This is a genomic window from Nocardia sp. CA-290969 (assembly GCF_050936135.1).
In the GTDB taxonomy this organism is placed as follows: domain Bacteria; phylum Actinomycetota; class Actinomycetes; order Mycobacteriales; family Mycobacteriaceae; genus Nocardia.
On sequence record NZ_JBNJNJ010000001.1, the window covers coordinates 1,641,728 to 1,661,687 of the forward strand.

The 19,960-nt window shown below is 69.4% G+C and carries 20 protein-coding genes; 11 read left to right on the top strand and 9 right to left on the bottom strand.

Annotated features, from left to right (window positions below; genetic code table 11):
* The first annotated feature begins 17 nt into the window (after positions 1–17).
* The 3 genes from ACQEVO_RS07780 to ACQEVO_RS07790 all read left to right on the top strand — a co-directional run bounded on the left by ACQEVO_RS07780 (position 18) and on the right by ACQEVO_RS07790 (position 1,922).
* Positions 18–254 (top strand): hypothetical protein, encoded by a 237-nt coding sequence (locus tag ACQEVO_RS07780; protein ID WP_432910372.1) that lies wholly within the window; start codon positions 18–20, stop codon positions 252–254.
* Positions 255–412: 158 nt separating this feature from the next.
* Positions 413–937: a hypothetical protein gene (locus ACQEVO_RS07785; RefSeq protein ID WP_432910375.1), complete on the top strand. Its 525-nt coding sequence runs from the start codon at positions 413–415 to the stop codon at positions 935–937.
* A 205-nt stretch (positions 938–1,142) separates the two neighbouring features.
* Positions 1,143–1,922 carry a polysaccharide deacetylase family protein gene (locus ACQEVO_RS07790; RefSeq protein ID WP_432922467.1) on the top strand — a complete coding sequence of 260 codons (780 nt, stop codon included), beginning with the start codon at positions 1,143–1,145 and terminating at the stop codon, positions 1,920–1,922.
* Between the two features lie 5 nt (positions 1,923–1,927).
* On the opposite strand, the gene ACQEVO_RS07795 is transcribed toward ACQEVO_RS07790, so the two are convergent.
* Positions 1,928–3,166 carry a cytochrome P450 gene (locus ACQEVO_RS07795; protein ID WP_432910378.1) on the bottom strand — a complete coding sequence of 413 codons (1,239 nt, stop codon included), beginning with the start codon at positions 3,164–3,166 and terminating at the stop codon, positions 1,928–1,930.
* 235 nt (positions 3,167–3,401) lie between these two features.
* Between ACQEVO_RS07795 and ACQEVO_RS07800 the strand changes: the two genes are divergently transcribed.
* Positions 3,402–4,229, top strand: coding sequence for a mycofactocin-coupled SDR family oxidoreductase (locus ACQEVO_RS07800; RefSeq protein ID WP_432910381.1), 828 nt, complete (start codon positions 3,402–3,404; stop codon positions 4,227–4,229).
* Between the two features lie 375 nt (positions 4,230–4,604).
* On the opposite strand, the gene ACQEVO_RS07805 is transcribed toward ACQEVO_RS07800, so the two are convergent.
* Entirely contained in the window at positions 4,605–4,868 is a 264-nt protein-coding gene (locus ACQEVO_RS07805; protein WP_432910382.1) for a helix-turn-helix transcriptional regulator, read from the bottom strand.
* 75 nt (positions 4,869–4,943) lie between these two features.
* Here ACQEVO_RS07805 and map point away from each other — a divergent pair, with 75 nt between their 5' ends.
* Positions 4,944–5,708 (top strand): type I methionyl aminopeptidase, encoded by a 765-nt coding sequence (gene map, locus ACQEVO_RS07810; RefSeq protein WP_432910385.1) that lies wholly within the window; start codon positions 4,944–4,946, stop codon positions 5,706–5,708.
* Between the two features lie 20 nt (positions 5,709–5,728).
* Here map and ACQEVO_RS07815 read toward each other — a convergent pair whose 3' ends face one another.
* From ACQEVO_RS07815 to ACQEVO_RS07825, 3 genes are read right to left on the bottom strand one after another with little or no spacing between them, the layout of a single operon-like run.
* The gene (locus ACQEVO_RS07815) at positions 5,729–7,105 is read right to left on the bottom strand and encodes a metallopeptidase TldD-related protein (protein WP_432922470.1); all 1,377 of its coding nucleotides are present in this window, start codon (positions 7,103–7,105) and stop codon (positions 5,729–5,731) included.
* Positions 7,106–7,125: 20 nt separating this feature from the next.
* Positions 7,126–8,676, bottom strand: a complete 1,551-nt coding sequence (locus ACQEVO_RS07820; RefSeq protein ID WP_432922473.1) for a TldD/PmbA family protein — start codon at positions 8,674–8,676, stop codon at positions 7,126–7,128.
* Positions 8,677–8,732: 56 nt separating this feature from the next.
* Positions 8,733–9,500: a TSUP family transporter gene (locus ACQEVO_RS07825; protein ID WP_432910387.1), complete on the bottom strand. Its 768-nt coding sequence runs from the start codon at positions 9,498–9,500 to the stop codon at positions 8,733–8,735.
* Between the two features lie 392 nt (positions 9,501–9,892).
* Between ACQEVO_RS07825 and ACQEVO_RS07830 the strand changes: the two genes are divergently transcribed.
* The 3 genes from ACQEVO_RS07830 to ACQEVO_RS07840 all read left to right on the top strand — a co-directional run bounded on the left by ACQEVO_RS07830 (position 9,893) and on the right by ACQEVO_RS07840 (position 12,382).
* Entirely contained in the window at positions 9,893–11,062 is a 1,170-nt protein-coding gene (locus tag ACQEVO_RS07830) for a sensor histidine kinase (protein WP_432910390.1), read from the top strand.
* A 27-nt stretch (positions 11,063–11,089) separates the two neighbouring features.
* Positions 11,090–11,749, top strand: coding sequence for a response regulator (locus ACQEVO_RS07835; protein WP_432910393.1), 660 nt, complete (start codon positions 11,090–11,092; stop codon positions 11,747–11,749).
* A 120-nt stretch (positions 11,750–11,869) separates the two neighbouring features.
* Positions 11,870–12,382 carry an FxsA family protein gene (locus ACQEVO_RS07840; protein WP_432910396.1) on the top strand — a complete coding sequence of 171 codons (513 nt, stop codon included), beginning with the start codon at positions 11,870–11,872 and terminating at the stop codon, positions 12,380–12,382.
* Between the two features lie 113 nt (positions 12,383–12,495).
* Here ACQEVO_RS07840 and ACQEVO_RS07845 read toward each other — a convergent pair whose 3' ends face one another.
* On the bottom strand, positions 12,496–13,587 hold the full coding sequence (locus ACQEVO_RS07845) for an LLM class flavin-dependent oxidoreductase (RefSeq protein WP_432910399.1): 1,092 nt from the start codon (positions 13,585–13,587) through the stop codon (positions 12,496–12,498).
* 574 nt (positions 13,588–14,161) lie between these two features.
* Here ACQEVO_RS07845 and ACQEVO_RS07850 point away from each other — a divergent pair.
* On the top strand, positions 14,162–14,416 hold the full coding sequence (locus tag ACQEVO_RS07850; protein WP_432910401.1) for a hypothetical protein: 255 nt from the start codon (positions 14,162–14,164) through the stop codon (positions 14,414–14,416).
* Positions 14,417–14,535: 119 nt separating this feature from the next.
* Here ACQEVO_RS07850 and ACQEVO_RS07855 read toward each other — a convergent pair whose 3' ends face one another.
* Together ACQEVO_RS07855 and ACQEVO_RS07860 are read right to left on the bottom strand one after the other, a co-directional pair.
* Positions 14,536–15,402 (bottom strand): hypothetical protein, encoded by an 867-nt coding sequence (locus tag ACQEVO_RS07855; protein WP_432910402.1) that lies wholly within the window; start codon positions 15,400–15,402, stop codon positions 14,536–14,538.
* A 350-nt stretch (positions 15,403–15,752) separates the two neighbouring features.
* Positions 15,753–16,307 carry a PadR family transcriptional regulator gene (locus ACQEVO_RS07860; RefSeq protein WP_432910403.1) on the bottom strand — a complete coding sequence of 185 codons (555 nt, stop codon included), beginning with the start codon at positions 16,305–16,307 and terminating at the stop codon, positions 15,753–15,755.
* Positions 16,308–16,409: 102 nt separating this feature from the next.
* Here ACQEVO_RS07860 and ACQEVO_RS07865 point away from each other — a divergent pair, with 102 nt between their 5' ends.
* On the top strand, positions 16,410–17,141 hold the full coding sequence (locus tag ACQEVO_RS07865; RefSeq protein ID WP_432910405.1) for a glyoxalase: 732 nt from the start codon (positions 16,410–16,412) through the stop codon (positions 17,139–17,141).
* 202 nt (positions 17,142–17,343) lie between these two features.
* On the opposite strand, the gene ACQEVO_RS07870 is transcribed toward ACQEVO_RS07865, so the two are convergent.
* Complete coding sequence (locus ACQEVO_RS07870; RefSeq protein ID WP_432910408.1) at positions 17,344–17,742, bottom strand: PPOX class F420-dependent oxidoreductase; 399 nt, start codon at positions 17,740–17,742, stop codon at positions 17,344–17,346.
* 95 nt (positions 17,743–17,837) lie between these two features.
* Here ACQEVO_RS07870 and ACQEVO_RS07875 point away from each other — a divergent pair, with 95 nt between their 5' ends.
* On the top strand, positions 17,838–19,436 hold the full coding sequence (locus ACQEVO_RS07875; RefSeq protein WP_432910410.1) for an amidohydrolase: 1,599 nt from the start codon (positions 17,838–17,840) through the stop codon (positions 19,434–19,436).
* Positions 19,437–19,960: the final 524 nt, after the last annotated feature.

A 19,960-nucleotide genomic window follows, 5' to 3' on the forward strand; every position in this document is an offset into this window, starting at 1 on the left:
TCTCAGGAGATGGACACATGTTTTCCAGCACCCGTCTGCGCATCGTCACCGGCACCGCGATCATCGCCCTCGCCGCCGGCCTGGGTAGCGCCGCCTGCGGCAACGACCGCTGGTGCGAATTCGACGCCACCGATACCGAGGTCGACAACTCGTACTGCGAGAAGGGCACTCCGGGCTACGAATGGGAACCGGACAGCGACGGTTCGAGCAAGAGCAAGAAATCCAAGTCCACGACCTCGAAACGTAACAAGTAACCCGATTCCCGGCGCGCCGGCCGCTGCCCGATCCACGGGCGCGGCCGAGCGAACTCGCTCGACAACGGTTGGTCACGGGAAAGGTGGGTAGCACGTCCGGTGTCGGTGCTCCAGCGCAGTCCAGGGCGCGGAGCCGGGGCCGGAAACGAGGAGCCGTGATGGCGAACAGGGTTCACGATGGGGATGTCGAGTCGAAGGTGTTACCGCTGTCGGGGATGCGATTACAGTGGCGCGGCTCCGACCGGTGCTTCCGGGTCACTCACCCGCAGCCCGGGGGTGCGATCGTGACCGAGGCCGGGCAGGACGAGCTGCTGTGGCGGCCCTGGTCCGGCGCGGCGGACATGGCTGTCGGTGTCTCCGGGCCGATCAATGCCCATGCGCCGGGCCGGTGGTGGGTCGTATGGGGCGAGTACGTGGGCGATCCGGTGGCTGTCACGCTGACCGACGGGGCCACACCCGAAGTCCGGACCGTGGGCGGGCTGTGGGTCAGCGAATGGAGCGGAACCGAACAGACCGCGGTGGTCACCACGCCGGCGCAGCGCACCGAGGTCCGGTTCGCGCCACCGTCGTTCCTCCCGCCGCCCCTGACAACGCTGGGCGAAGAGAGCAGCTGCTGGGTGCACGTGGAAACCCCGGCCACTTTCCGGCCGACGCGTACGTTCGCCGCCGTCCACGGTGCGTAGGTGTCTTCGTCGCCGTGCTCCGGGCCGGCCACATTCGGTAGCACCTCCGGCGCACGGAGCTCGTGGACACCGGTCGGTCGGGTGCGTGGCGATCCCCGATCCCAGGCTTTCGCGCCGGTAGAGTGCCGAACGCATATCAGCACGTCAGTGGGTCTTCTCGGGAACGCAAGGCGATGTGATCGGGGTGGCGATGGACAGGCGTTCGATGTTGTCGATGATGGCTGCGGGAACCGTTGTGGCGCTGACGGGATGTAGTTCGGCGCAGGGTGATCCCGTGGCGGCGGGGGCCCCGGAGGTACCGGAGGTGGGTGGTCCGGCGCCGGTTCGGCCGGCGCTGCTGCCGCCGCCGGGTGGGGCGAAGGCCGCGATTCCGCCGGCCACCATCACGGCGTTGCCCGGAGCGGGGAACTGTCTGGCGCTCACCGTGGACGATGGGGCGAGCGCCGAGGTCGTGGGTGCCTACATACAGTTCGCCAAGGACACCGGGGCGCGGTTCACCTTCTTCGTCACCGCCTACTACCAGTCGTGGATCGCGCATCAGGACGAACTGCGGCCGCTGGTGGAATCGGGGCAGATCCAGCTGGCCAACCACACGTGGGATCACGCCGATCTCACCGCGCTGTCCGATCATGCTGTCGCCGACGATATTTCCCGCTGTAAGTTGTTCCTGCGCAACAGGTTCGGCGTGGACGGTATGCCGTATTACCGGCCGCCGTTCGGGCGGCACAATGCCCGGATCGACCGGATCGCGGCCGATCTCGGGTACACCGTGCCGGTCATGTGGTACGGGTCGCTGTCGGATTCGGGGCTCGTCACCGAGCAGTACCTGATCGACTGCGCTCGTAAATACTTCAATCCGCAGGCGATCGTGATCGGGCACGCCAACTTCCCGCCGGTCACCCGCTGCTACGGACAGTTGGTGGACATCATCCGGGAACGCAACCTGTCCCTGGTCACCCTCGACGACGTGCTCACCGTCGCCTGATCCGGTCAGGGCAGGTGCAGCGGCGGCGAGGGCGGAAACGTGACCGGTAGCGCGGCGAGGGTGCGGTGCAGCGGCCCGGGGCGCCAGGTCAGTTCCGCCGCGGGGACGGCCAGCCGCAGTTCGGGCAGGGCGTCGAGCAGCTGGTCGATGGCTTCCTGGGCGATCAGCTGTGCGGTGTTCTGGGCGGGGCAGGCGTGCGGGCCGGCGCCCCACGCCAGATGGGCGCGGTTGCCGGTGTGGTTGCCGGTGCGGATCTCCGGATCGTTGTTACAGCCGGCCAGGCTGATCACCACCGGCTGATGGGCCGGGAGCCAGGTGTTGTCGATCAGCACCGGTTGCCGCGGGTAGGTAACGCTGGCGTTCGGCAGCGGTGGATCGTCGAACAGGACGTCGTCGAGCGCGTCACGGGTCGATACGGAACCGCCGAGCATATCGTCGGCGAACCGGTCGTCGGTGAGCATCACGCTCAGGGCGTTGATGATCAGGCTCTGCATGGGACCCATCCCGACGCCGTACAACGCGAGGACCTGGTGCACCATTTCCTCTTCGTCGAAACCGGCCGGGTCGTGCAGGAGCCGGGTGGTGAGGTCGTTGCCCGGTTCGCGGCGTTTGGCCGCCACGAGATCGGAGACCGCTTCGCCGAACATGCGGTTACCCGCTTCGGCGTCGACACCGTCGAAAATGGCGGCGGTGGCCGCGGCGGCTCGTTCGCTGATCTCCGGCGGGCAGCCGAGCATCGCGTTGATGACCTCGAAGGTGAGCGGAAACGCATACTCGCGGACCAGGTCCGCCGAACCTCTCTCACAGAACTTGTTGATCAACGGCACCGCGTGATGTTCCACGGTGCGGCGCGCGGCGTGCAGATCGACCCCGTCGAGGGCGGCGGTGGTCGCACCGCGGTAGCGGGCGTGCGCCGGCCCGGCGCTGCGCGGCGCGGCCGGTCGCCACTGCAGGACCGGAAGAACCGGGCAATCCCCGGGGACGGTGCGCTCCCAGGTGCGCGGGTCGGCCGGGAAACGGTCCGGGTCGTTGAGGATTCGCAGGGCGGTGCGATATCCGATCACCAGCGTGGCGGGCACGCCGGGCGCAAGGTCCACCGGGACCAGCGAGCCGTACTGTTCACGCATTTCGCGGTAGGCGCGGTGGGGGTGGGCGGCGAATTCGGGGGTATACAGTGCGACGCGCCGGTCATCGCCGCGTCCGGGTGCGTTGTGCGCACGCGCGGTCTCGGGCGGGGTGGTCATGGCTTGCTCCAGGCAGGTCGGCGGACAACGGCATACGAGTTCGAGTCGTCGGTCCTGGTGAGATTCGGCCGGGTTCCGCTGCGCTGCGGGCTATCGCGATCATAGGTCACATGGGCCGATCGGTCCGGACCACGATGTCCCGATGAGTGGTGCGGTAAGCGACTATTGACAGTTGGTGTCATATTCTGGCCGGAGGCCGGGCGGCGAATCACCCACTGCGGATACGGAGTAGTTCATGGGCATTCTGGATGGCAAGGTCGCATTCATCACCGGCGCCGGGCGCGGGCAGGGCCGCAGTCACGCGGTGCGTTTCGCGCGCGAAGGCGTCGATATCATCGCCGTCGACACCGCCGCGACGATCGACAGCGTGCCCTACCCGCTCGCCGGCGCCGATGACCTGGCCGAAACGGCTCGCCTGGTGGAGGCCACCGGCCGCCGGATCGTGGCCCGGGACGCCGACGTCCGCGACTATTCCGCCCTGACGGCCGCGGTCTCCGCGGGCGTCGACGCCTTCGGGCGACTCGATATCGTGGTCGCCAACGCCGGGATCTCCAGCCCCGCGCCCACGCTCGAGATGAGCGAGGACACCTGGCAGGACATGATCGATATCAATCTCACCGGCGTGTGGAAAACCCTGAAAGCCGCGGTGCCGCAGGTGATCGCCGGTGGCCGTGGCGGTTCCGTGGTGATCACGAGCTCGTTGGCGGCGGTGTACGCCAACGAGAACACGGCGCACTACTCGGCGTCCAAGGCCGGCTTGGTGATGCTGATGAAGGTGCTGGCCAAGGAGCTGGCACCGCAGAACATCCGGGTGAACACGGTGCACCCGTCCACGGTCGCCACCCCGATGATCCTCAACGACGCGACCTACCGGCTGTTCCGCCCGGACCTGGAGAACCCGACCCGCGCCGACTTCGAAGAGGCGGCCCGTACACTCAACCGGCTCCCGGTCGCCGCCGTGGAACCCGAGGACATCACCGATACGGTGCTGCACCTGGTTTCCGACGCCGCTCGCTACGTCACCGGAACCACTCAGATGGTCGACGCGGGCGGCGCTCTGTAAGTACCGGGCCGCGCGGAGACGCCGGCGGTCACCGGCGTCGCCGCGCGGCCGGGCCGGGATCGGACCCGTCGGCGCACGCCGTCACCATCTCCGGAACCGCCGCGTGGTCGGCGATGCCGGCCGCCGCGGGTACCGGGTGATCGGACGACCGACCCAGCTCACGCGTCGGCACCGGGCGAAACCGGCGACGAGTCGGCCGATGGTGGCGGTACGAGCGACCGGTAGCGCCAACCCTGGCGCCCCGGGGCGACGGTGCGGTCGGCGGGGCCGTGTGCCCGGGTGCCGAACGGCAGCCCGTACCAGGCCGGAGCCCGCAGGCCGGTATGGCCGGGCCGGCGGTCGAGTGCTCGTTCAGCGGGCCGGGGATCTCCGTGCTCAGGCGGATTCGGCCAGTTTGTCCGCGGTCCAGATCTGGGCGAGGTCGTCGAGTGGCACGTCGAGTGCGCGGCTCAGGGAGACGACCGTGCCGAAGCTGGGGGACGGCAGCCGGCCGGTTTCGATCTTTCGCAGAGTTTCCGGGGAGATACCTGCTGCCCGGGCGACCTCGGCGAGTTCGCGGTCGGCGCGGGCGATCCGGATTCGGGCCCCCAGGCGGCGGCCGGCTTCGAGCTGTTCGGGGGTCAGGGGGAGGCGGACCATGGGCTCCAGCTTAGAAGTGGTATTAAAGTACCGCAAGGAACGGTATTGAAATACCGGAGACTGATGGAGGTTGTGATGGTGGAGCTGAAAACGCCCGACGAGATCGAGCAGATGCGCGTCACGGGCGCGTTCGTTGCGCAGATACTGGCCGAACTGCGGGCGAAGGCGGCGGTCGGGGTGAACCTGCTCGATTTGGAAATGATTGTGCGGGAACGGATCCGGGAACGTGGTGCGCAGTCCTGCTATTGGGATTACGCGCCGTCGTTCGGGCGCGGGCCGTTCCGCAACACGGTCTGCCTGTCGGTGAACGACGCCGTACTGCACGGGCTGCCGTTCGACTACGCGTTGCAGGACGGCGATGTGCTCACGATGGACCTGGCGGTGAGCATCGACGGCTGGGTCGCCGATGCCGCGACCACCGTGATCGTCGGCACACCCGACCCCGACGACCAGCGCCTGGTGCACGCCACCGAGGAGGCCCTCGCCGCGGCGATCGAGGCGGCGCAGCCGGGCAACCGGATCGGTGATATCTCCGCGGCGATCGCCGCGGTCGCCCGCGCGCACGGCTATCCCGTGAACACCGAATTCGGTGGTCACGGTCTCGGTCGCACCATGCACGAGGACCCGCACGTCGCCAACGCCGGACGGGCGGGCCGCGGGTTCCGGCTGCGACCGGGGCTCACCATCGCGCTGGAACCCTGGTTCGCCAAGACCACCGACCGCATCGTCACCGACCCGGACGGGTGGACGATCCGCTCGGCCGACGGTTCCCGCACGGCGCATTCCGAACACACCATCGCGATCACCCCGGACGGCCCCCGGATCCTCACCGCGGCCTGAACCGGTCCACGGTGCCGAAGTCAGGTCGCCTGGCTCACCGAGGACATGTGGAAGTCCGGGATGCGCAGCGGGGGCATGGACGTGCGGGTGAACCAGTCCTTCCATTCGCGGGGCAGGGTCTGCTCGGTCGCGCCGGCTTCGGTGGTCCGGCGCAGCAGGTCGAGGGGGCTCTCGTTGAACCGGAAATTGTTCACCGCCGCGGTGACCGCGCCGTTCTCCACCAGATACACCCCGTCGCGGGTGAGGCCGGTCAGCAGCAGGGTGGCCGGATCGACCTCACGGATGTACCAGAGGGTGGTGAGCAGCAGGCCGCGTTCGGTGCGCGCGATCATCTCGTCCAGGGTGGCCGCCGAACCGCCGGTGAGCAGCAGGTTCGGCACCGGGACGGTGGGTGAGGTGCCGTAGTCGGCGGCGGTGGCGCGCGGATAGACCAGATCGGCGATCGCCCCGTCGCGCAGCCAATCGACCCGCGGCGCGGGCAGGCCGTTGTCGAAGACGGATACCGTCTCCGACGACGCCTGGGTCGCCACGAACGGCAGGCATTCGAGGCCGGGCGCGGTGGGGTCCGAGGTGAGGGTCAGCGGGATATCGGTGAGTTTCTCGCCGACCCGGGTGCCACCGGGAGCGGCGAACGCGGTGTGGCCTTCCTGCGCGCCGCGGCCCTCCATCGACCAGTACATGTAGATCAGCAGGTCGGCGACGGCGGACGGCGGCAGCAGGGTTTCGTAACGACCGGCGGGCAACTCGACCCGCCGCGCCGACCAGTCGAGCCGCCGGGACAGTTCGGCGAGCAGGCCGGGGGTGTCGACATCGGTGAAATCCGCGGTGCTCGCGCCCACCCAGGCACTGGCCAGCTCCGCGCCCTCCCCGCGTTTGCCGTTGATCTCCACCGACCCGGTCGGCTGGGTGTAGCGGCGGCGGATCCCGGTGGAGGTGCCGAGCCAGGTGGTGTGCATCTGGTGGTGCGCGAAACCGTAGAGGCGGTCGGCGCCGTCGAAACCGGTGGCCAGATCGGCGGCGAGCCCGGAGAACACCTCGATTCCGGTGCCGGCGGCGGGCGCCTCCCAATCCGCCGCCACCGCGGGCACGTCCGGCAGCGGCATCGCGTCGCGCGCGGGTTCGGCGGCCGCCGCGGCGTCCTCGCTGGCCCGCACGACGGCCTCGATATCGGCGGGGTCCACGCTGGTCGAGGCCACACTGCCCACGCGCGCCGACCGCGGGCCGTCGCGCAGTACCGAGATCACCGACCAGCGCCGCGCCACCGAACTGCCGTTCGTGGTCATCGAATTGCCGGCCCAGCGCAGCGACGCCTCGGCTTCGTCGGTGACGATCACCATGGCCTCGTCGGCCCGGGACAACGCGAGTGCCCGTTCGACCACCGCGTTTGCGGGCAGCACCCCCGCACCGGTCAGTGTCGTCATTGTCCCGCCTCCGTCCGGGTATTGAGCACATTCACGCCGCGCACCAGCACCGACGGGCAGCCGTGACTGACCGCCGCGACCTGACCCGGTTGCGCTTTACCGCAGTTGAACGCCCCGCCCAGCTGCCAGGTCGACGGGCCGCCCACCGCTTCCATCGAACCCCAGAAATCCGTGGTGGTGGCCTGGTACGCCACATCGCGGACCTGCCCCGCGAGCTCACCGTTGCGGATGCGGAAGAACCGCTGACCGGTGAACTGGAAGTTGTAGCGCTGCATATCGATCGACCAGCTCTTGTCGCCGACGATGTAGAGACCGTCGGAGACCCGGGAGATGAGCTCCGCCGTGCTGGTGTCGTGCGCCGGATCCGGTTGCAGCGACACATTGGCCATCCGCTGGATCGGCACATGATGCGGGGAATCGGCGTAGGAGCAGCCGTTGGACCGCTCGAGACCGAGCCGGGGCGCGAAAACGCGGTCGAGCTGATAACCGACCAGTACGCCGTCCCGCACCAGATCCCAGCGCCGGCCTGCCACACCGTCGTCGTCGTAGCCGACCGTCGCCAGGCCGTGCCGCTGCACCCGGTCGGCGGTGACCTGCATGACCGGGGTCCCGTACCGGAGGGTGCCCAGCAGATCGGGGGTCGCGAAGGAGGTTCCGGCGTAGGCGGATTCGTAGCCGATGGCGCGGTCGTATTCGGTGGCGTGACCGATGGATTCGTGAATGGTGAGCCACAGGTTGGTGGGGTCGATCACCAGATCCGTCGGGCCGGGCACCACGGTCGGCGCCTTCACCTTCTCGGCCAGCCACTCCGGGATCCGGGTGAGTTCCGTATCCCAGTCCCACACACCGTCCGCGCCGGTGACGTACTCCCAGCCCCGGCCCGCCGGCGGTGCCAGCGTGCGCATGGTCTCGAACGCGCCCGAGGCGGTATCGACGGTGATCGCCTCGAGCTGGGGTTGCAGCCGCACCCGCTGCTGGATGATCGCCGACCCCGCGGTATCGGCGTAGTAGGTCTGTTCCTTGACCTGCAGCAGGGTCGCGGTGACGTGATCGACCCCGTCGGCGGCCGACAACCGGCCCGAATAGTCCTGCAGCAGGGCCACTTTATCGGCCGAGCGGATGGTGAACGGGTCGATATCGTAGGCGGAGACCCAGCGCGCGTCGTCGTAGACGGGTTCGGGCGCCAGCTCGACCCGCTCCCGGTTCAGCGCCCGGAGCGTGGTGGCGACCGCCACCGCCGAGCGCGCGACCTCGGCCGCGGTATCCGGATTCAGCGCGGCATGTGAGGCGAACCCCCAGGTCCCGTCGACGATGACGCGTACCGCGAAACCCAGTTCGACGGTATCGGTCAGCGCCTCCACCCGGCCGTCCCGCAACCGGATCGACTGGGTACACAACCGGTGCACCCGCAGATCCGCGTGCTCGGCACCCGCGGCGCGGGCCGCGGCCAGCGCCGCATCGGCCAGGGCCGCCAGCGGCAGGCCCGCGAATTCGGGATCGATATCGTGCCCGGGGGATTGCCCGCCGGGTTCGGTGGACGTCGCCATGCTCACCCGGACCAACCTAGTCGGCCACCGTGGATTCCGCGTGCACGGGCGGGTGGTCAGCCGAACTGCTGCCAGCCCAGCCGGATCACCATCGCCACCACGACCACGAGCAGCACCGCGCGCACGAATTCCGCCCCCCGGGCCAGCGCCATCCGGGAGCCCACCACCGACCCGGCGATATTCGCCAGGGCCATGGCCCCGCCCAGCGCCCAGAGCACATGGCCGGTGAACCCGAAGAAGATCAGCGCCCCGACGTTCGAGCCGCAATTGATCACCTTGGCCATCGCCGCCGCGCGTACGAACTCCGTACCGAGCAGGGTGGCGAAGGTGATGATCAGGAAGGTGCCCGTGCCCGGGCCGAGCAACCCGTCATAGGCACCGATCAGCCCGGCGGCCAGCGCGATCACGAGAATCGCCTTGCGCCGCGACGGCGGATGCGTGGCCAGGGTGATGCCGATCGACGGCCGGGCTGTCACGAACACCGCCACACCCACCAGCACCACCAGCACGATCGGGATGAACAGGTCGCGGTCGATCAAGGACACCGCCGCCGCGCCGGCCGCCGCGGTGACCGCCGCCAGTACCGCGGCGGGCACCAGCAACCGCCACTGCAGCGGGACCTTGCGGGCGAAGGTGAGCGCCGCGGTCGCGGTACCCGCCACCGCGGACAGTTTGTTGGTGCCCAGGGCGGTCTGCGGCGCGATACCGGGGGATACCAGCAGTAGCGTCGGCAGCACGATCAGCCCGCCGCCGCCCACCACGGCGTCGACCCAGCCGGCGGCCGTCGCGGCGGAGAGCAGTACGAGCCAATCGGTCACATCCATGCCGGTCAGCAAACCAGACGGTGCATCCGGTACTCGGTCGCGTCCATGCTGCGTGTGGCGCGCGGCACGGTAGGCCGCCGGAACCGGGGCCGTGCTCCACGTCGCGGCCGGCCGCAGTCGCGTCGCCTGCGACACGACCGTGTTTCCGGGCCGTGGTGGAGCCGGGTCCTTCGCACGGTCTCACCGCCGGCACACTTGCGCGCCCCGGCCTCCCGGCGAAAGACCCACAGCCGCCGACCCGGCCCGCCGCACGGGCGCCCCGCGTGCTCAGGCCGGATATCGCTCACCGCGGGTGCCCTCCGATCCCGCGCGCGTTCTGACGAAGGCGGCCGGCTCCGGGCGGCGGCTGCGGTGACCGCGGGAGCGGGCACTGCCCGATCTAGGCTGGTCGGGTGCGCCGGTTCAGCCTGTGGCTTCGAGACAAACCTGTCGTCGCCGATTCCGCGCTCGCGTTGTTCTTGCTGGTTCTCGATCTCGTCGTCGCCCGCGACAGCACGAGCCCGGCCGCGTATCTGGTGTTCTCGGTGCTGCTGCCGTTGCCGATCGCCCTGCGGCGGGTCTATCCGCGGGCGATGGCGGTGACCTTCATGGTGCTGTCGTTCTGCACCAGCACCATCGGCTATATCGTCGGCGACCCCACCGTGCACGCCGCACTGCTCGGTCACGGGATCATGCTGTACACGCTGGCCGCTTACGTGGGGCGCCGCGAGGGCCTCTGGTATGCGCTGGCGCTGGTCGCCGACAGCGCGTACGGCATGGCGATGATCACCGGGTTCAACATCCGCGACCTTGCACTCACCGCGACCTACTTCGCTTTCTGCTGGGTGCTGGCCGAGTTCTCCGGAGCCCGGCGCGCCTACGACGCCGAGGTCGCGGCCCGGCACGCCGTCGCCGAATCCGATCGGGAACGCCGCGCGCACGACGCGGTCTCGGCCGAGCGCACCCGGATCGCGCGGGAACTGCACGATGTGGTCGCGCACGCGGTGAGCGTCATGATCGTGCAGGCCGACGGCGCCCGCTACGCCCTGCGCACCGACCCCGCCACCGCCGAACAGGCCTTGGTCACCATCGCCGGCACCGGCCGGGAGGCATTGCGCGAACTACGCCGCACGGTCGCGCTGCTGCGCACCGAGCACGCCCCCGACCAGGTGCCCCAGCACGGCACCGCCGGACTCGCGAAAGTGGCGCAGCTCATGCGGGACGCGGGGCTGGCCGTGGAACTGGAGCTGTCCGGGGAGCTGGACGAATTGACCCCCGAGGTCGGGCTGGGCGTGCACCGGATCGTGCAGGAAGCGCTGACCAACACCCTGCGCCATGCGGGTGCCCATCCGAAGGCCTGGGTGCGGGTGCATCGGCGTACCCGGGATGTCGAGATCGAGGTCACCGATTCCGGTGGCGTTCCGGTGCACCCCGAGTCCCGCATCCAGGGTGGTGGGCTGGGGCTGGCCGGTATGCGCGAACGTGTTGCGGTGCTCGGGGGAAGTCTGGAGGCGGGCCGCACGCCGGCCGGCGCCTGGCGGGTGTACGCCCGGATCCCGCTGGCCTTACCGGATGCGGAATAACGCGTCCCCGCCACTACATTGGAATCCGTGCCGATCACCGTGCTCGTTGTCGACGACCAGGAACTGATGCGTGTAGGGCTGAAAATGGTGCTCGGCGCGCACCCCGATCTCGAGGTGGTCGGGGAAGCCGAGAACGGTGCCGCCGCGATCAGCAAGGCCGCGGATCTGAAACCGGACGTCGTGCTGATGGATGTGCGGATGCCGGTGGTCGACGGTGTCACCGCCACCGGCCGCATCCTCGAGGCCGGGCAGGGCACCCGGGTTCTGGTGATGACGACCTTCGACCTGGACGAGCATGCCCTGGGCGCGCTCCGCGCCGGTGCGAGCGGTTTCCTGCTCAAGGACACCCCGCCGGAGGATCTGATCTCCGCCATCCGCAGTGTCGCGGCCGGGGACGCCGTGGTGTCGCCGAAGGTCACCAAACGGCTCCTCGACCGGCTGATCGCCGAACAGCCCGCACCCTCCCGCGACCCCGCCGTGCTGGAAGTCCTCACCGCCCGCGAGCGGGAAGTGCTGGAGGAGATCGCCGCGGGCCGGTCGAACGCGGAGATCGCCGGCCGGCTCTACCTCTCCGAAGCGACGGTCAAAACCCACGTCGGCCGGGTCCTGACCAAACTGGACCTCCGTGACCGGGTGCAGGCCGTGGTGCTGGCCTACGAAACCGGGCTGGTCCGGCCCGGCGGCTGACCGGCCGGGACACCCCGCACGAACCCGGGTACAGGGCCGATCGGGCAGTGGAGTCGAGCGGGCGGGAGCAAAACGGACATCTCGCGCGTTGTAGGGGTAGTCCGACCGAAAGGTTCGTCCATGCCCGTCCTCGCCTTCATCGCCTACCTGGTCGTCGAGATCGCCACCTTCGCCGCCGCCGTCGCCTGGCTCGGCGCTGTGCCCGCGATCCTGCTCCTCATCGCCAGCTCCGCCGCCGGCATGTTGCTGCTCGGCTCCCAGTGGCGCCGGGTGGGTGAACAGTTCCGGCGCGCCTCCCGTGCGGAGATCACCCCCGGCACCGCGGTGGCCGACGGCGCGCTGGTGGTGGCCGGCAGTGTGCTGATGTTCGTCCCCGGCCTGGCATCCTCCGTGGTGGGCTTACTCATGCTGCTCCCGCCGACTCGTGCGCTGTTCCGTCCGGTACTCGCCGGGCTCGCCGCCCGCCGGGTCGCCAAGATCGCCGCGACCATGCCGCGGCGGGTGACGGTCGTGGACGCCGATATCGTCGACGGCGTCGTGGTGGACGAGTGGTACACCGATGAGCCTCGACGTTCCGCGGTCGCGCTGGAGAAGCGCCCGGTCTCCACCGAAGGCGATGCCCGGCTCGGCTGATCCCGCTTCGGCGGCGCCGTTCGACCAGAACAGCGAGCGCGCGAGGTCCTCGGATGGCGCATGCCGGTCGATGCGATATCCCGGCCGGACTGTTTCGCCGGGATAGACAGCCCTCACCCGCGCAACAGCGGCAGGAGTTGTGTGCCCTGCCGCTCGATCTCCCGCAGATACGGGGTGTCCGACAGGACGAAGTGCGTGATGCCCAGGTTCTGGTATTTGCGCAGCGATTTCGCCACGTCCTCGGCGGAGCCGACCAGCCAGGTGGTCCCCGCCCCGCCACCGCCGAACCGTCCCGGCGTCGTATAGAGATTGTCGTCGAGCACCTCACCGCGGGCGGCGAGATCGAAAAGCCGCTGCTGGCCCACCGCGGTCCGCCGAAGTGGGTTCCCCGGTAGCGGGCCGTGCTGTCCGCCGGAGGCGGCAACGGCCGGCCGAGCCGCCATCTCCGCGACCTTCGCCTCGGCGTCGGCCCAGGCATGCTCGGTGGTGTCGCGCACGAAGGTCGTCACGCGCAACCCGAACTCCAGCGGCGGATGCTCTCGCTCGACCTCCGCGCTGAGCGCTTTCAAGCGTTCGATCCGTTCGGCCACACCGTCGAGTGGCTCGCCCCAGAACAACTGCACATCGGCTTCCGCGGCCGCCACCCGCTCCGCGGCCGCGGACGCTCCACCGAAGTAGAGCGTGGGATGGGTTCGTTTTCCGCGGGTCTCGATCCGGGGCACCACGGTCGAATTCTCGACCTGGAAATACTCGCCGCGATACGTCACGTTCTCCTCGGTCCACAATCTGCGGACGAGCTGCAGGAACTCCCGTGTCCGGGCATACCGATCGGCCTGCTCACCTTCGGTGTCGCCGTAGGCGGCAAGATCGTCCTTCCCCGACACGACGTTGATCCGGAGCCGGCCACCGGTCAGATGATCCAATGTCGCTGCCGCGGTCGCGAAGTTCGCGGGCCGCCAGTAGCCGGGCCGGATCGCGATCAGTGGTTCGAACGAGGTGGTCCGGGCCGCCAGTGCGGTGGCGACCGTGAACGTGTCCGGCCGGCCCCACCCTGTGCCGAGCAGAGCCCCGGTCCACCCGTTGTCCTCCAGCGCCGTGGCGTGGCGGGTGAGGGTGTCCAGGCTGTTGTGTCCCTCGACCGCGTCGTCGCCCCGGTGCCCGGGTCCGACCTGATTCGGTATGTACCACAGGAATTCGGCACTCATGCGCTCTCCGGGTGGTAGGAAACAACGAGCGCCCGCGGCCTGGACGGGATCAGGTTGCGCCGTCGCGCGGGCAGACCGGGGATGATCGGGCACCGCGAACGCTACTGAGCGGCAACGGTCTTGCGGAGCTTTGCGATCACCGTGAACCGAAGTTGGGCGGCCGTCCGCGCCCCGCCCCGTTTCCCGGGTGCCGATCTCGAGTCCTCGGCGCTCAACGACGCGCCGAGGATACGAACACGCCGGGAATCGAACACATTTTCTAACGTAACTCGGAGTAACTCCGATAGCTTGCCCGCATGGTCGGCTCCCCACACGAGGTGATGCACCGCCTCTTCGAACACGATCCCGGCGTTTTCGCCCGAGCGTTCCGCGCTCTCGGGCTACCCTTCGACGACCCCGCCGAGGTCGCGGTCTTCACCAACGATCTCACCGAGATCCGCCCCCCTCGAACGCCGCGTCGACACTTTGCTCCACATCACCACCATCGCCGACGGCCCGTTCTTACTACGTCTTCGCCGAACTCACCGAACTCGGCCTCGGCGGAACCGGAGCCGCGAGAACCTGGAGCAAACTGATGAGCGTGGACCTGTCCTTCTACCGTTCCCGGACCTCCCAGCGCCTGCGCGCCGAGGGCCGCGACGAAGGCCGAGTCGAGGGTCGCGTCGAAGACGTGATCGAGAAGACCCTGCGGCTGTTGGAGGCACGCGGAATCGACGTCCCCGGCCCGGCCCGGAAACGTATCCAGTCCTGCCTGGATCTCGAAGTCCTCGATCGCTGGTTCGACCGGGCGATTACCGCCACCGATATCGCCGAGGTCTTCGCCGAGTAGCCCGCAGCGAGTCGGCGTTCGGCGGGCGATCGCCGCGGCCTGGCCACGCCGCGAGGTGCACGATATCGACCGGACGGATGGTCGAGCCGGTGCAGCCACCGTCGTCGGCCACAGCTGGTTCAGCCCAGAGTGATGAAGAGCTGACGGGTGACTTTGTCGACAAGTGATTCGTCGCGCCCGGTGACGGACACCGACGGGACGATCGGTCCGAACAGTTCGTCACCGGGTGCGATGGGTGAGCCTGCCACGAACTCGTATATGTAGAACTCCTGGAATTTGCTCGTGTAGACCGTTCTGGCGCCGATGGTCGTTGTCGCGTCCGATTCGACGACTGTTCGTTCGCCGTCGTAGTTGTAGCTGATGACGATCTCGTCGGCGTCTTTGCCGGCGACACACATCTGGATGTGCTGCTCTGCCGGTGCGGCCGGAGTGATGCCGAGGGGCGAGAGCGCGGCGCAGGGATCGGCGCCGGTGAGTACAGTGGTCGCGGAATCCGGTGAAGTGCCGTGGGGTGGTTCCGTTGCGAGCAGGGCGATGGCGGTGTCGAGCAGTCGGTGGGCGACTGCGCACCCATCGGTGGGCGGAGCGGCCTCGGTGTCCAGGAAGAGCAGAACTTCCGAGGGGAAGTGCGCGGTCAGTCGGCAATCTCGTGGTTCGGCCGGGTCCCCGCCGGCTTCGTCGCGCTGCTCGGTGATTCGGATATCGCCGACCCGGCGGACCTCGGGCACCGGCACGCCCTGCATCACGCCTTTCTGCACATCCCAGTCGACAGTTAGCGGGGTGGCCGAACCGGTGTCGACGACCGCGCGGCAACTGGTGGGCAGTGTGCTGTGGGAGCCGATTTCGCGCACCGAACCGTGCTCACCGAGGGCGGCGGGCGGCAGCAGTGCGCAGGAATCGATCGCCCGGAGGCGCTGGAGAACTTCCCAGCGTTGTTCGTCGTTCTCGGGAACGGTCGACCACAGGTCCGCCGAGGCGGTGGACACCGCCCCGGAACCGGTGGGAGTTACGGAGCCCGCCGTCGGTGTTCCCGAAATCTGCCCCTGGCAAGAGGTCGCGCTCACTATGAGCGCACCGATCACTGCCAGTCGCCGAAACATCGGACCCCCCTTACGAAACCGCCCGCAACCCTGTCTGCGCGGGGCGACCGTAGCACGGGCAGTGGACGACTGCGAGGTCCGGCAGGCCCGGCGCAGCTCGGATACTGTTCGCGCAATTTCGCGACCTCGGCGGGCCGCTCGGACGCGCTCACGTCGACTTGTCGCCGTGCGAGGCGAGGTGGCGCTCCCGAATACTGGTTCTGGGAGTGACGCGTCGGCACCAGCCGACCCACGCACTACCGATCGTCGGCCAGGCGGTACTCGCCGCGTTCGAGGCGTTCGAGTACGCCGGATGTCCAGCCGGTGAGGTTGTCGAAGACGCCGCTCCACAGTTCGAGGAGGTCGGGGAAGTGTGGGGGTTCGTGGCGGCCGGGGTAGTCGGCGGTCATGGCCAAGAGGTCGTTGCGGACGGCGTGGCTGCGGGTGCGCTGTTCGCGGAGTTTCGCGATGACCTGGGCGCGGGGGAGAGCGTCCATGAAGGCGATACCGGCGCCGAGTTCTTCCATATCTACGCTGGTGAGCGCGGCGTCGAGGCGTTCGAAGAATTCGCGTTCGCCGTCTTCGGTCAGTTCGAATACCGCGCGGCTCGGGCCGCGGCCGCCGCCTTCGGTGCCGAGGGTGCGGAGTTTGCCTTCCTGGGTGAGCTGTTTGATGGCGTGGTAGATGGACCCCGGCTGCACGTTGGTCCAGGTGTCGGCGCGCCAGGACAGGAGTTCGCGGCGGACCGCGTAGCCGTGGGTCGGCTGGTGCCGACGCGTCACTCCCAGAACCAGTAGCCGTACCGCGGACATCGTGCTCCTTCCGTCACCGGAACAGTACGGTAGTCAAATTTGACGACTGGATCGGACCGCGGCTACCTTTGGGTAGTCAAAATTGATTATTGGAGGATTCTCATGGGCGATACCGCAGTCCCCGTACTGTCCACCAGCGACCTGGCACGCACGCTGGAGTTCTGGCGCACCCTCGGGTACGCGGTCACGCACGAACAGCACAAGCCCTATGTCTACGGAGCGTTGCGTGCGCACGACTGCGAGATCCACTACTACGGGGCCCCGGCCGGCGAGAACGAACGGCAGGCACAGGAAACAGCCGGATGCCTGATCATGGTCGACGATGTGGCGGGCCGGCACCGCGAATTCACCGCGGCGCTGCGGAAGCGGTACGGCAAGGTGCCGGCGAAGGGGTCCACCCGCATCACCCGGTTCCGGCCGGGGCAGACACGGTTCAGCGCGGTCGACCCGGACGGCAACTGGATCACCTATATCCAGCTGGGCGAACCGGAGGATGCCGCCGAGTACGGCGGCGCGGCTGAACTGTCCGGGTTGGCGAAGGTGCTCGACAACGCCCGGATTCTGCGGGATTTCAAGGTCGACGACAAAGCCGCCGAACGGGCACTCGAGGCCGGACTGCACCGGCACGGGGCCGAAGCGAGCCGCATCGAGTTGGCCAGAGCGTACGCGGCACTGGTCGAACTGGCGGTCGCGCTGGAGAACCCCGCCAAGGCAGCGGCACGGCGTGCCGATCTGGCGGCGCTGCAGCTGACCGAGACGGAATTGTCGGAACTCGCCGCCGAGGTCGGCGCCGCGGACGATCTCGCCGACTGGCTGGATCCCGGGGCGCAGTGAACCGGTGCACCCCGGCAGGCGGCCCGCTCCCCGCGGGCTTGTGGGGTGACCGGCCCCCTCGGGCCAGTGCGCCGGACCTGATGCCCGGCCGAATCATCGGCCGGGCACCTACGGCATGGGAGGCGGCCGCGCCGGAAACCCCTGCGCACCCCGCGGCGCCGACAGGTCCGGTGTGTTCGAATTCCCCGCGACGGGTTGCCGGTTACTCGGCGGGAGAATTCGCCCGGAGGGTGAGCTCGATGCCGACCGTGCCCTTCTTACCGCGGCGCAGGACACTGCCGAAGACGACCAGCGGGCCGGACAGTTTGTATTTGCGCCGGATCAGCTTGCGTACGTGCTCGCTGCCGTGCTCGTCGAGAATACGGCCGGTGCCGTGCACCACCTCGCCGCGTGGGTTGCCCTTGTAATCGCAGGGCTGCAGTGTCACCTCGGGGTTGCGGCGCAGGCGTTTGACCTTCCAGCTGTCGGTGACGGTCCAGACGTACAGTTTTCCTTCCTCGGCCACCGCCCACAGCGGGGTCGGTACAGGGGTGCCGTCCTTGCGGAACGTGCTGAGCAGGACATAGTCGGCCGTGCCGACCGCGCCGAGCGTGTTGGTCATGTACGCAGCGTAATTCGGTGGCCGGTAACGGGTCGCGTGCGCGCGGTCGTGACCGGTCGCACGGGTCGCGGACCGGTGCGGCAGACTGGTCCACCGTGAGTACGCAGCTGCTGGTCGGAGGTCGGATCTACAGTGCGAGCGCACCCGATGCCACGGCGCTCGCGGTCACCGATGGGGTGGTGGTGTGGCTGGGCGCCGACCATGTGGGGCGCGCACTGCATCCGGAGGCCGAGGTGATCGACCTCGACGGTGCGCTGGTGACACCCGCTTTCGTGGAACCGCACCTGCACACCACGGCGTACGGTCTGCAGCGGTCGGGCCTGGACCTGTCGGAGGCGAAGTCTCTCGCGCACTGCCTGGAACTGGTGGCTAAATTCGCCGCGGACCGGCCCGACGGGGTGATCCTCGCCGACGGCTGGGACGAAACGCGCTGGCCGGAAGGCCGGCCGCCGGCCGTCGCCGAGATCGATGCGGCCGTGCCGCGGGGCCGGCCGGTGTATCTGGCGCGGGTCGACAGTCATTCGGCGGTGGCATCCTCGGCGCTGCTCGACAGCGTTCCCGGGCTGGCGAGCGCGGCGGGATACCGGGCCGGTGAACCGGTCCGCGCGGACGCCCACCATCTGGTGCGGGCGGCGGCGCGGGCGCTGCTCACCCGGGAGCAGCGCGATGCGGCGCGGCGGACGGCGCTGGATATCGCGGCCGCGCGGGGAGTGGTGGCGGTGCACGAATGCGCGGGGCCGGAGATAGAAGGAGAGACCGACCTGCGGGAGCTGCTCGCCTTCGAACACGGCGTGCAGGTGCGTGCCTATTGGGGGCAGGCAGTACGGACCGCCGGCGAGGCACGGGAACTCCTGCACGACCTCGGCGCACACGGTCTGGCCGGCGATCTGTTCGTCGACGGGTCCCTCGGATCGCATACGGCCTGGTTGCGCGACTCCTACGCGGACGACCCCGGAACCGGCGTCTCCTACCTGGATGCCACACAGATCGCCGACCATGTGCGTGCCTGCACCGAAGCGGGGGTTCAGGCCGGGTTCCACGCGATCGGTGACGCCGCCGTGGACGCGGTCGTCGCCGGGATAGCGCAGGTGGTCACCGAACTGGGCGGGCCCGCTGTCGCCGCCCGCGGGCACCGCGTCGAACATGCCGAACTACTCGACAGCTCCCAGATCGAAGCGCTGGCGCGCTGGGGTGTCATCGCCAGCGTGCAGCCCGCGTTCGATCGCGAATGGGGTGGGACCGACGGGATGTACGCCGAACGCCTGGGCGCGACGCGGGCCGCGGCGCTGAATCCGTTCGCCGCCATGGCCGCGGCCGGGGTGTCGCTGGCGATCGGTTCGGACGCCCCGGTCACCTCTCTCGACCCGTGGGCGGCGGTCCGGGCCGCGGTCCACCACCGCACGCCCGGGCACGGCCTCTCGCCGCGTGCCGCCTTCGCCGCGGCGACCCGGGGTGCGTGGCGGGCCGGTGGGGTCCGCGACGGTGTGGCGGGCACGCTGGTACCGGGGGCGCCCGCCTCGTACGCGGTCTGGGAAGCAGACGACCTCGTGGTCACTGCACCCGCGGATTCCGTGCAGCGGTGGTCCACCGATCCGCGGTCGCGGGTGCCCGGCCTGCCGCCGCTCACTCCCGGCGCCGCATTGCCGCGCTGTCTGCGGACCGTGCACCAGGGGACGACGATCTACACCGGGTGACCATGGTGTCACGGCCCGGTACGCGCGATGCCGAACGAAGCCGCGGCGCGGTGTGCCGAAGGCTCGCGCTGCACACGGCGTAGCGCATCGGACGGTGCCGACGGCGATTGGGCGCACGGGCCGGCCCGGAGCCGAGGGTCGGGAGCCGCGGGTCCGGCGCAGCTGGGAGGCGGTCGCCCCGGAAACCCAGGTGCCGGGGTGTGGACAGGAGGCAAGCCCCGCGCCCGTCGGCTGTGGAATCCCGGTCCGGTTCGCCGGATGTGAGTGCCGGGTGCGTGCAGGGCATCGGTGACGCGGTCATCGGGGTGCGCGCCGCGCGTCGACCGGTTCTCGACGGCCGGGCCGTCCGGACCAGGAGGGCGCGGTGATGTCCGGCGGCAGCGCCCGACCGGCTCGCCGGACGTGGTCGGCGTAGGAGGTCCCGGTCGTATGCGCAAATGCCGGGCCCCCGATCCGCGCCTGTAACCGGCCACCGTCCCCTGGTGTGCTCACCGTTGCGAATCGTGCGCAAGTGAAGTCCCCGC

Bases quoted from the DNA above. Each gene is read 5' to 3' on its own strand.
- ACQEVO_RS07780 (WP_432910372.1), top strand. From the start codon at position 18: ATGTTTTCCAGCACCCGTCTGCGCATCGTCACCGGCACCGCGATCATC.
- ACQEVO_RS07785 (WP_432910375.1), top strand. From the start codon at position 413: ATGGCGAACAGGGTTCACGATGGGGATGTCGAGTCGAAGGTGTTACCG.
- ACQEVO_RS07790 (WP_432922467.1), top strand. From the start codon at position 1,143: ATGTTGTCGATGATGGCTGCGGGAACCGTTGTGGCGCTGACGGGATGT.
- ACQEVO_RS07795 (WP_432910378.1), bottom strand. From the start codon at position 3,166: ATGACCACCCCGCCCGAGACCGCGCGTGCGCACAACGCACCCGGACGC.
- ACQEVO_RS07800 (WP_432910381.1), top strand. From the start codon at position 3,402: ATGGGCATTCTGGATGGCAAGGTCGCATTCATCACCGGCGCCGGGCGC.
- ACQEVO_RS07805 (WP_432910382.1), bottom strand. From the start codon at position 4,868: ATGGTCCGCCTCCCCCTGACCCCCGAACAGCTCGAAGCCGGCCGCCGC.
- map (WP_432910385.1), top strand. From the start codon at position 4,944: ATGGTGGAGCTGAAAACGCCCGACGAGATCGAGCAGATGCGCGTCACG.
- ACQEVO_RS07820 (WP_432922473.1), bottom strand. From the start codon at position 8,676: ATGGCGACGTCCACCGAACCCGGCGGGCAATCCCCCGGGCACGATATC.
- ACQEVO_RS07825 (WP_432910387.1), bottom strand. From the start codon at position 9,500: ATGGATGTGACCGATTGGCTCGTACTGCTCTCCGCCGCGACGGCCGCC.
- ACQEVO_RS07840 (WP_432910396.1), top strand. From the start codon at position 11,870: ATGCCCGTCCTCGCCTTCATCGCCTACCTGGTCGTCGAGATCGCCACC.
- ACQEVO_RS07845 (WP_432910399.1), bottom strand. From the start codon at position 13,587: ATGAGTGCCGAATTCCTGTGGTACATACCGAATCAGGTCGGACCCGGG.
- ACQEVO_RS07850 (WP_432910401.1), top strand. From the start codon at position 14,162: ATGAGCGTGGACCTGTCCTTCTACCGTTCCCGGACCTCCCAGCGCCTG.
- ACQEVO_RS07860 (WP_432910403.1), bottom strand. From the start codon at position 16,307: ATGTCCGCGGTACGGCTACTGGTTCTGGGAGTGACGCGTCGGCACCAG.
- ACQEVO_RS07865 (WP_432910405.1), top strand. From the start codon at position 16,410: ATGGGCGATACCGCAGTCCCCGTACTGTCCACCAGCGACCTGGCACGC.
- ACQEVO_RS07870 (WP_432910408.1), bottom strand. From the start codon at position 17,742: ATGACCAACACGCTCGGCGCGGTCGGCACGGCCGACTATGTCCTGCTC.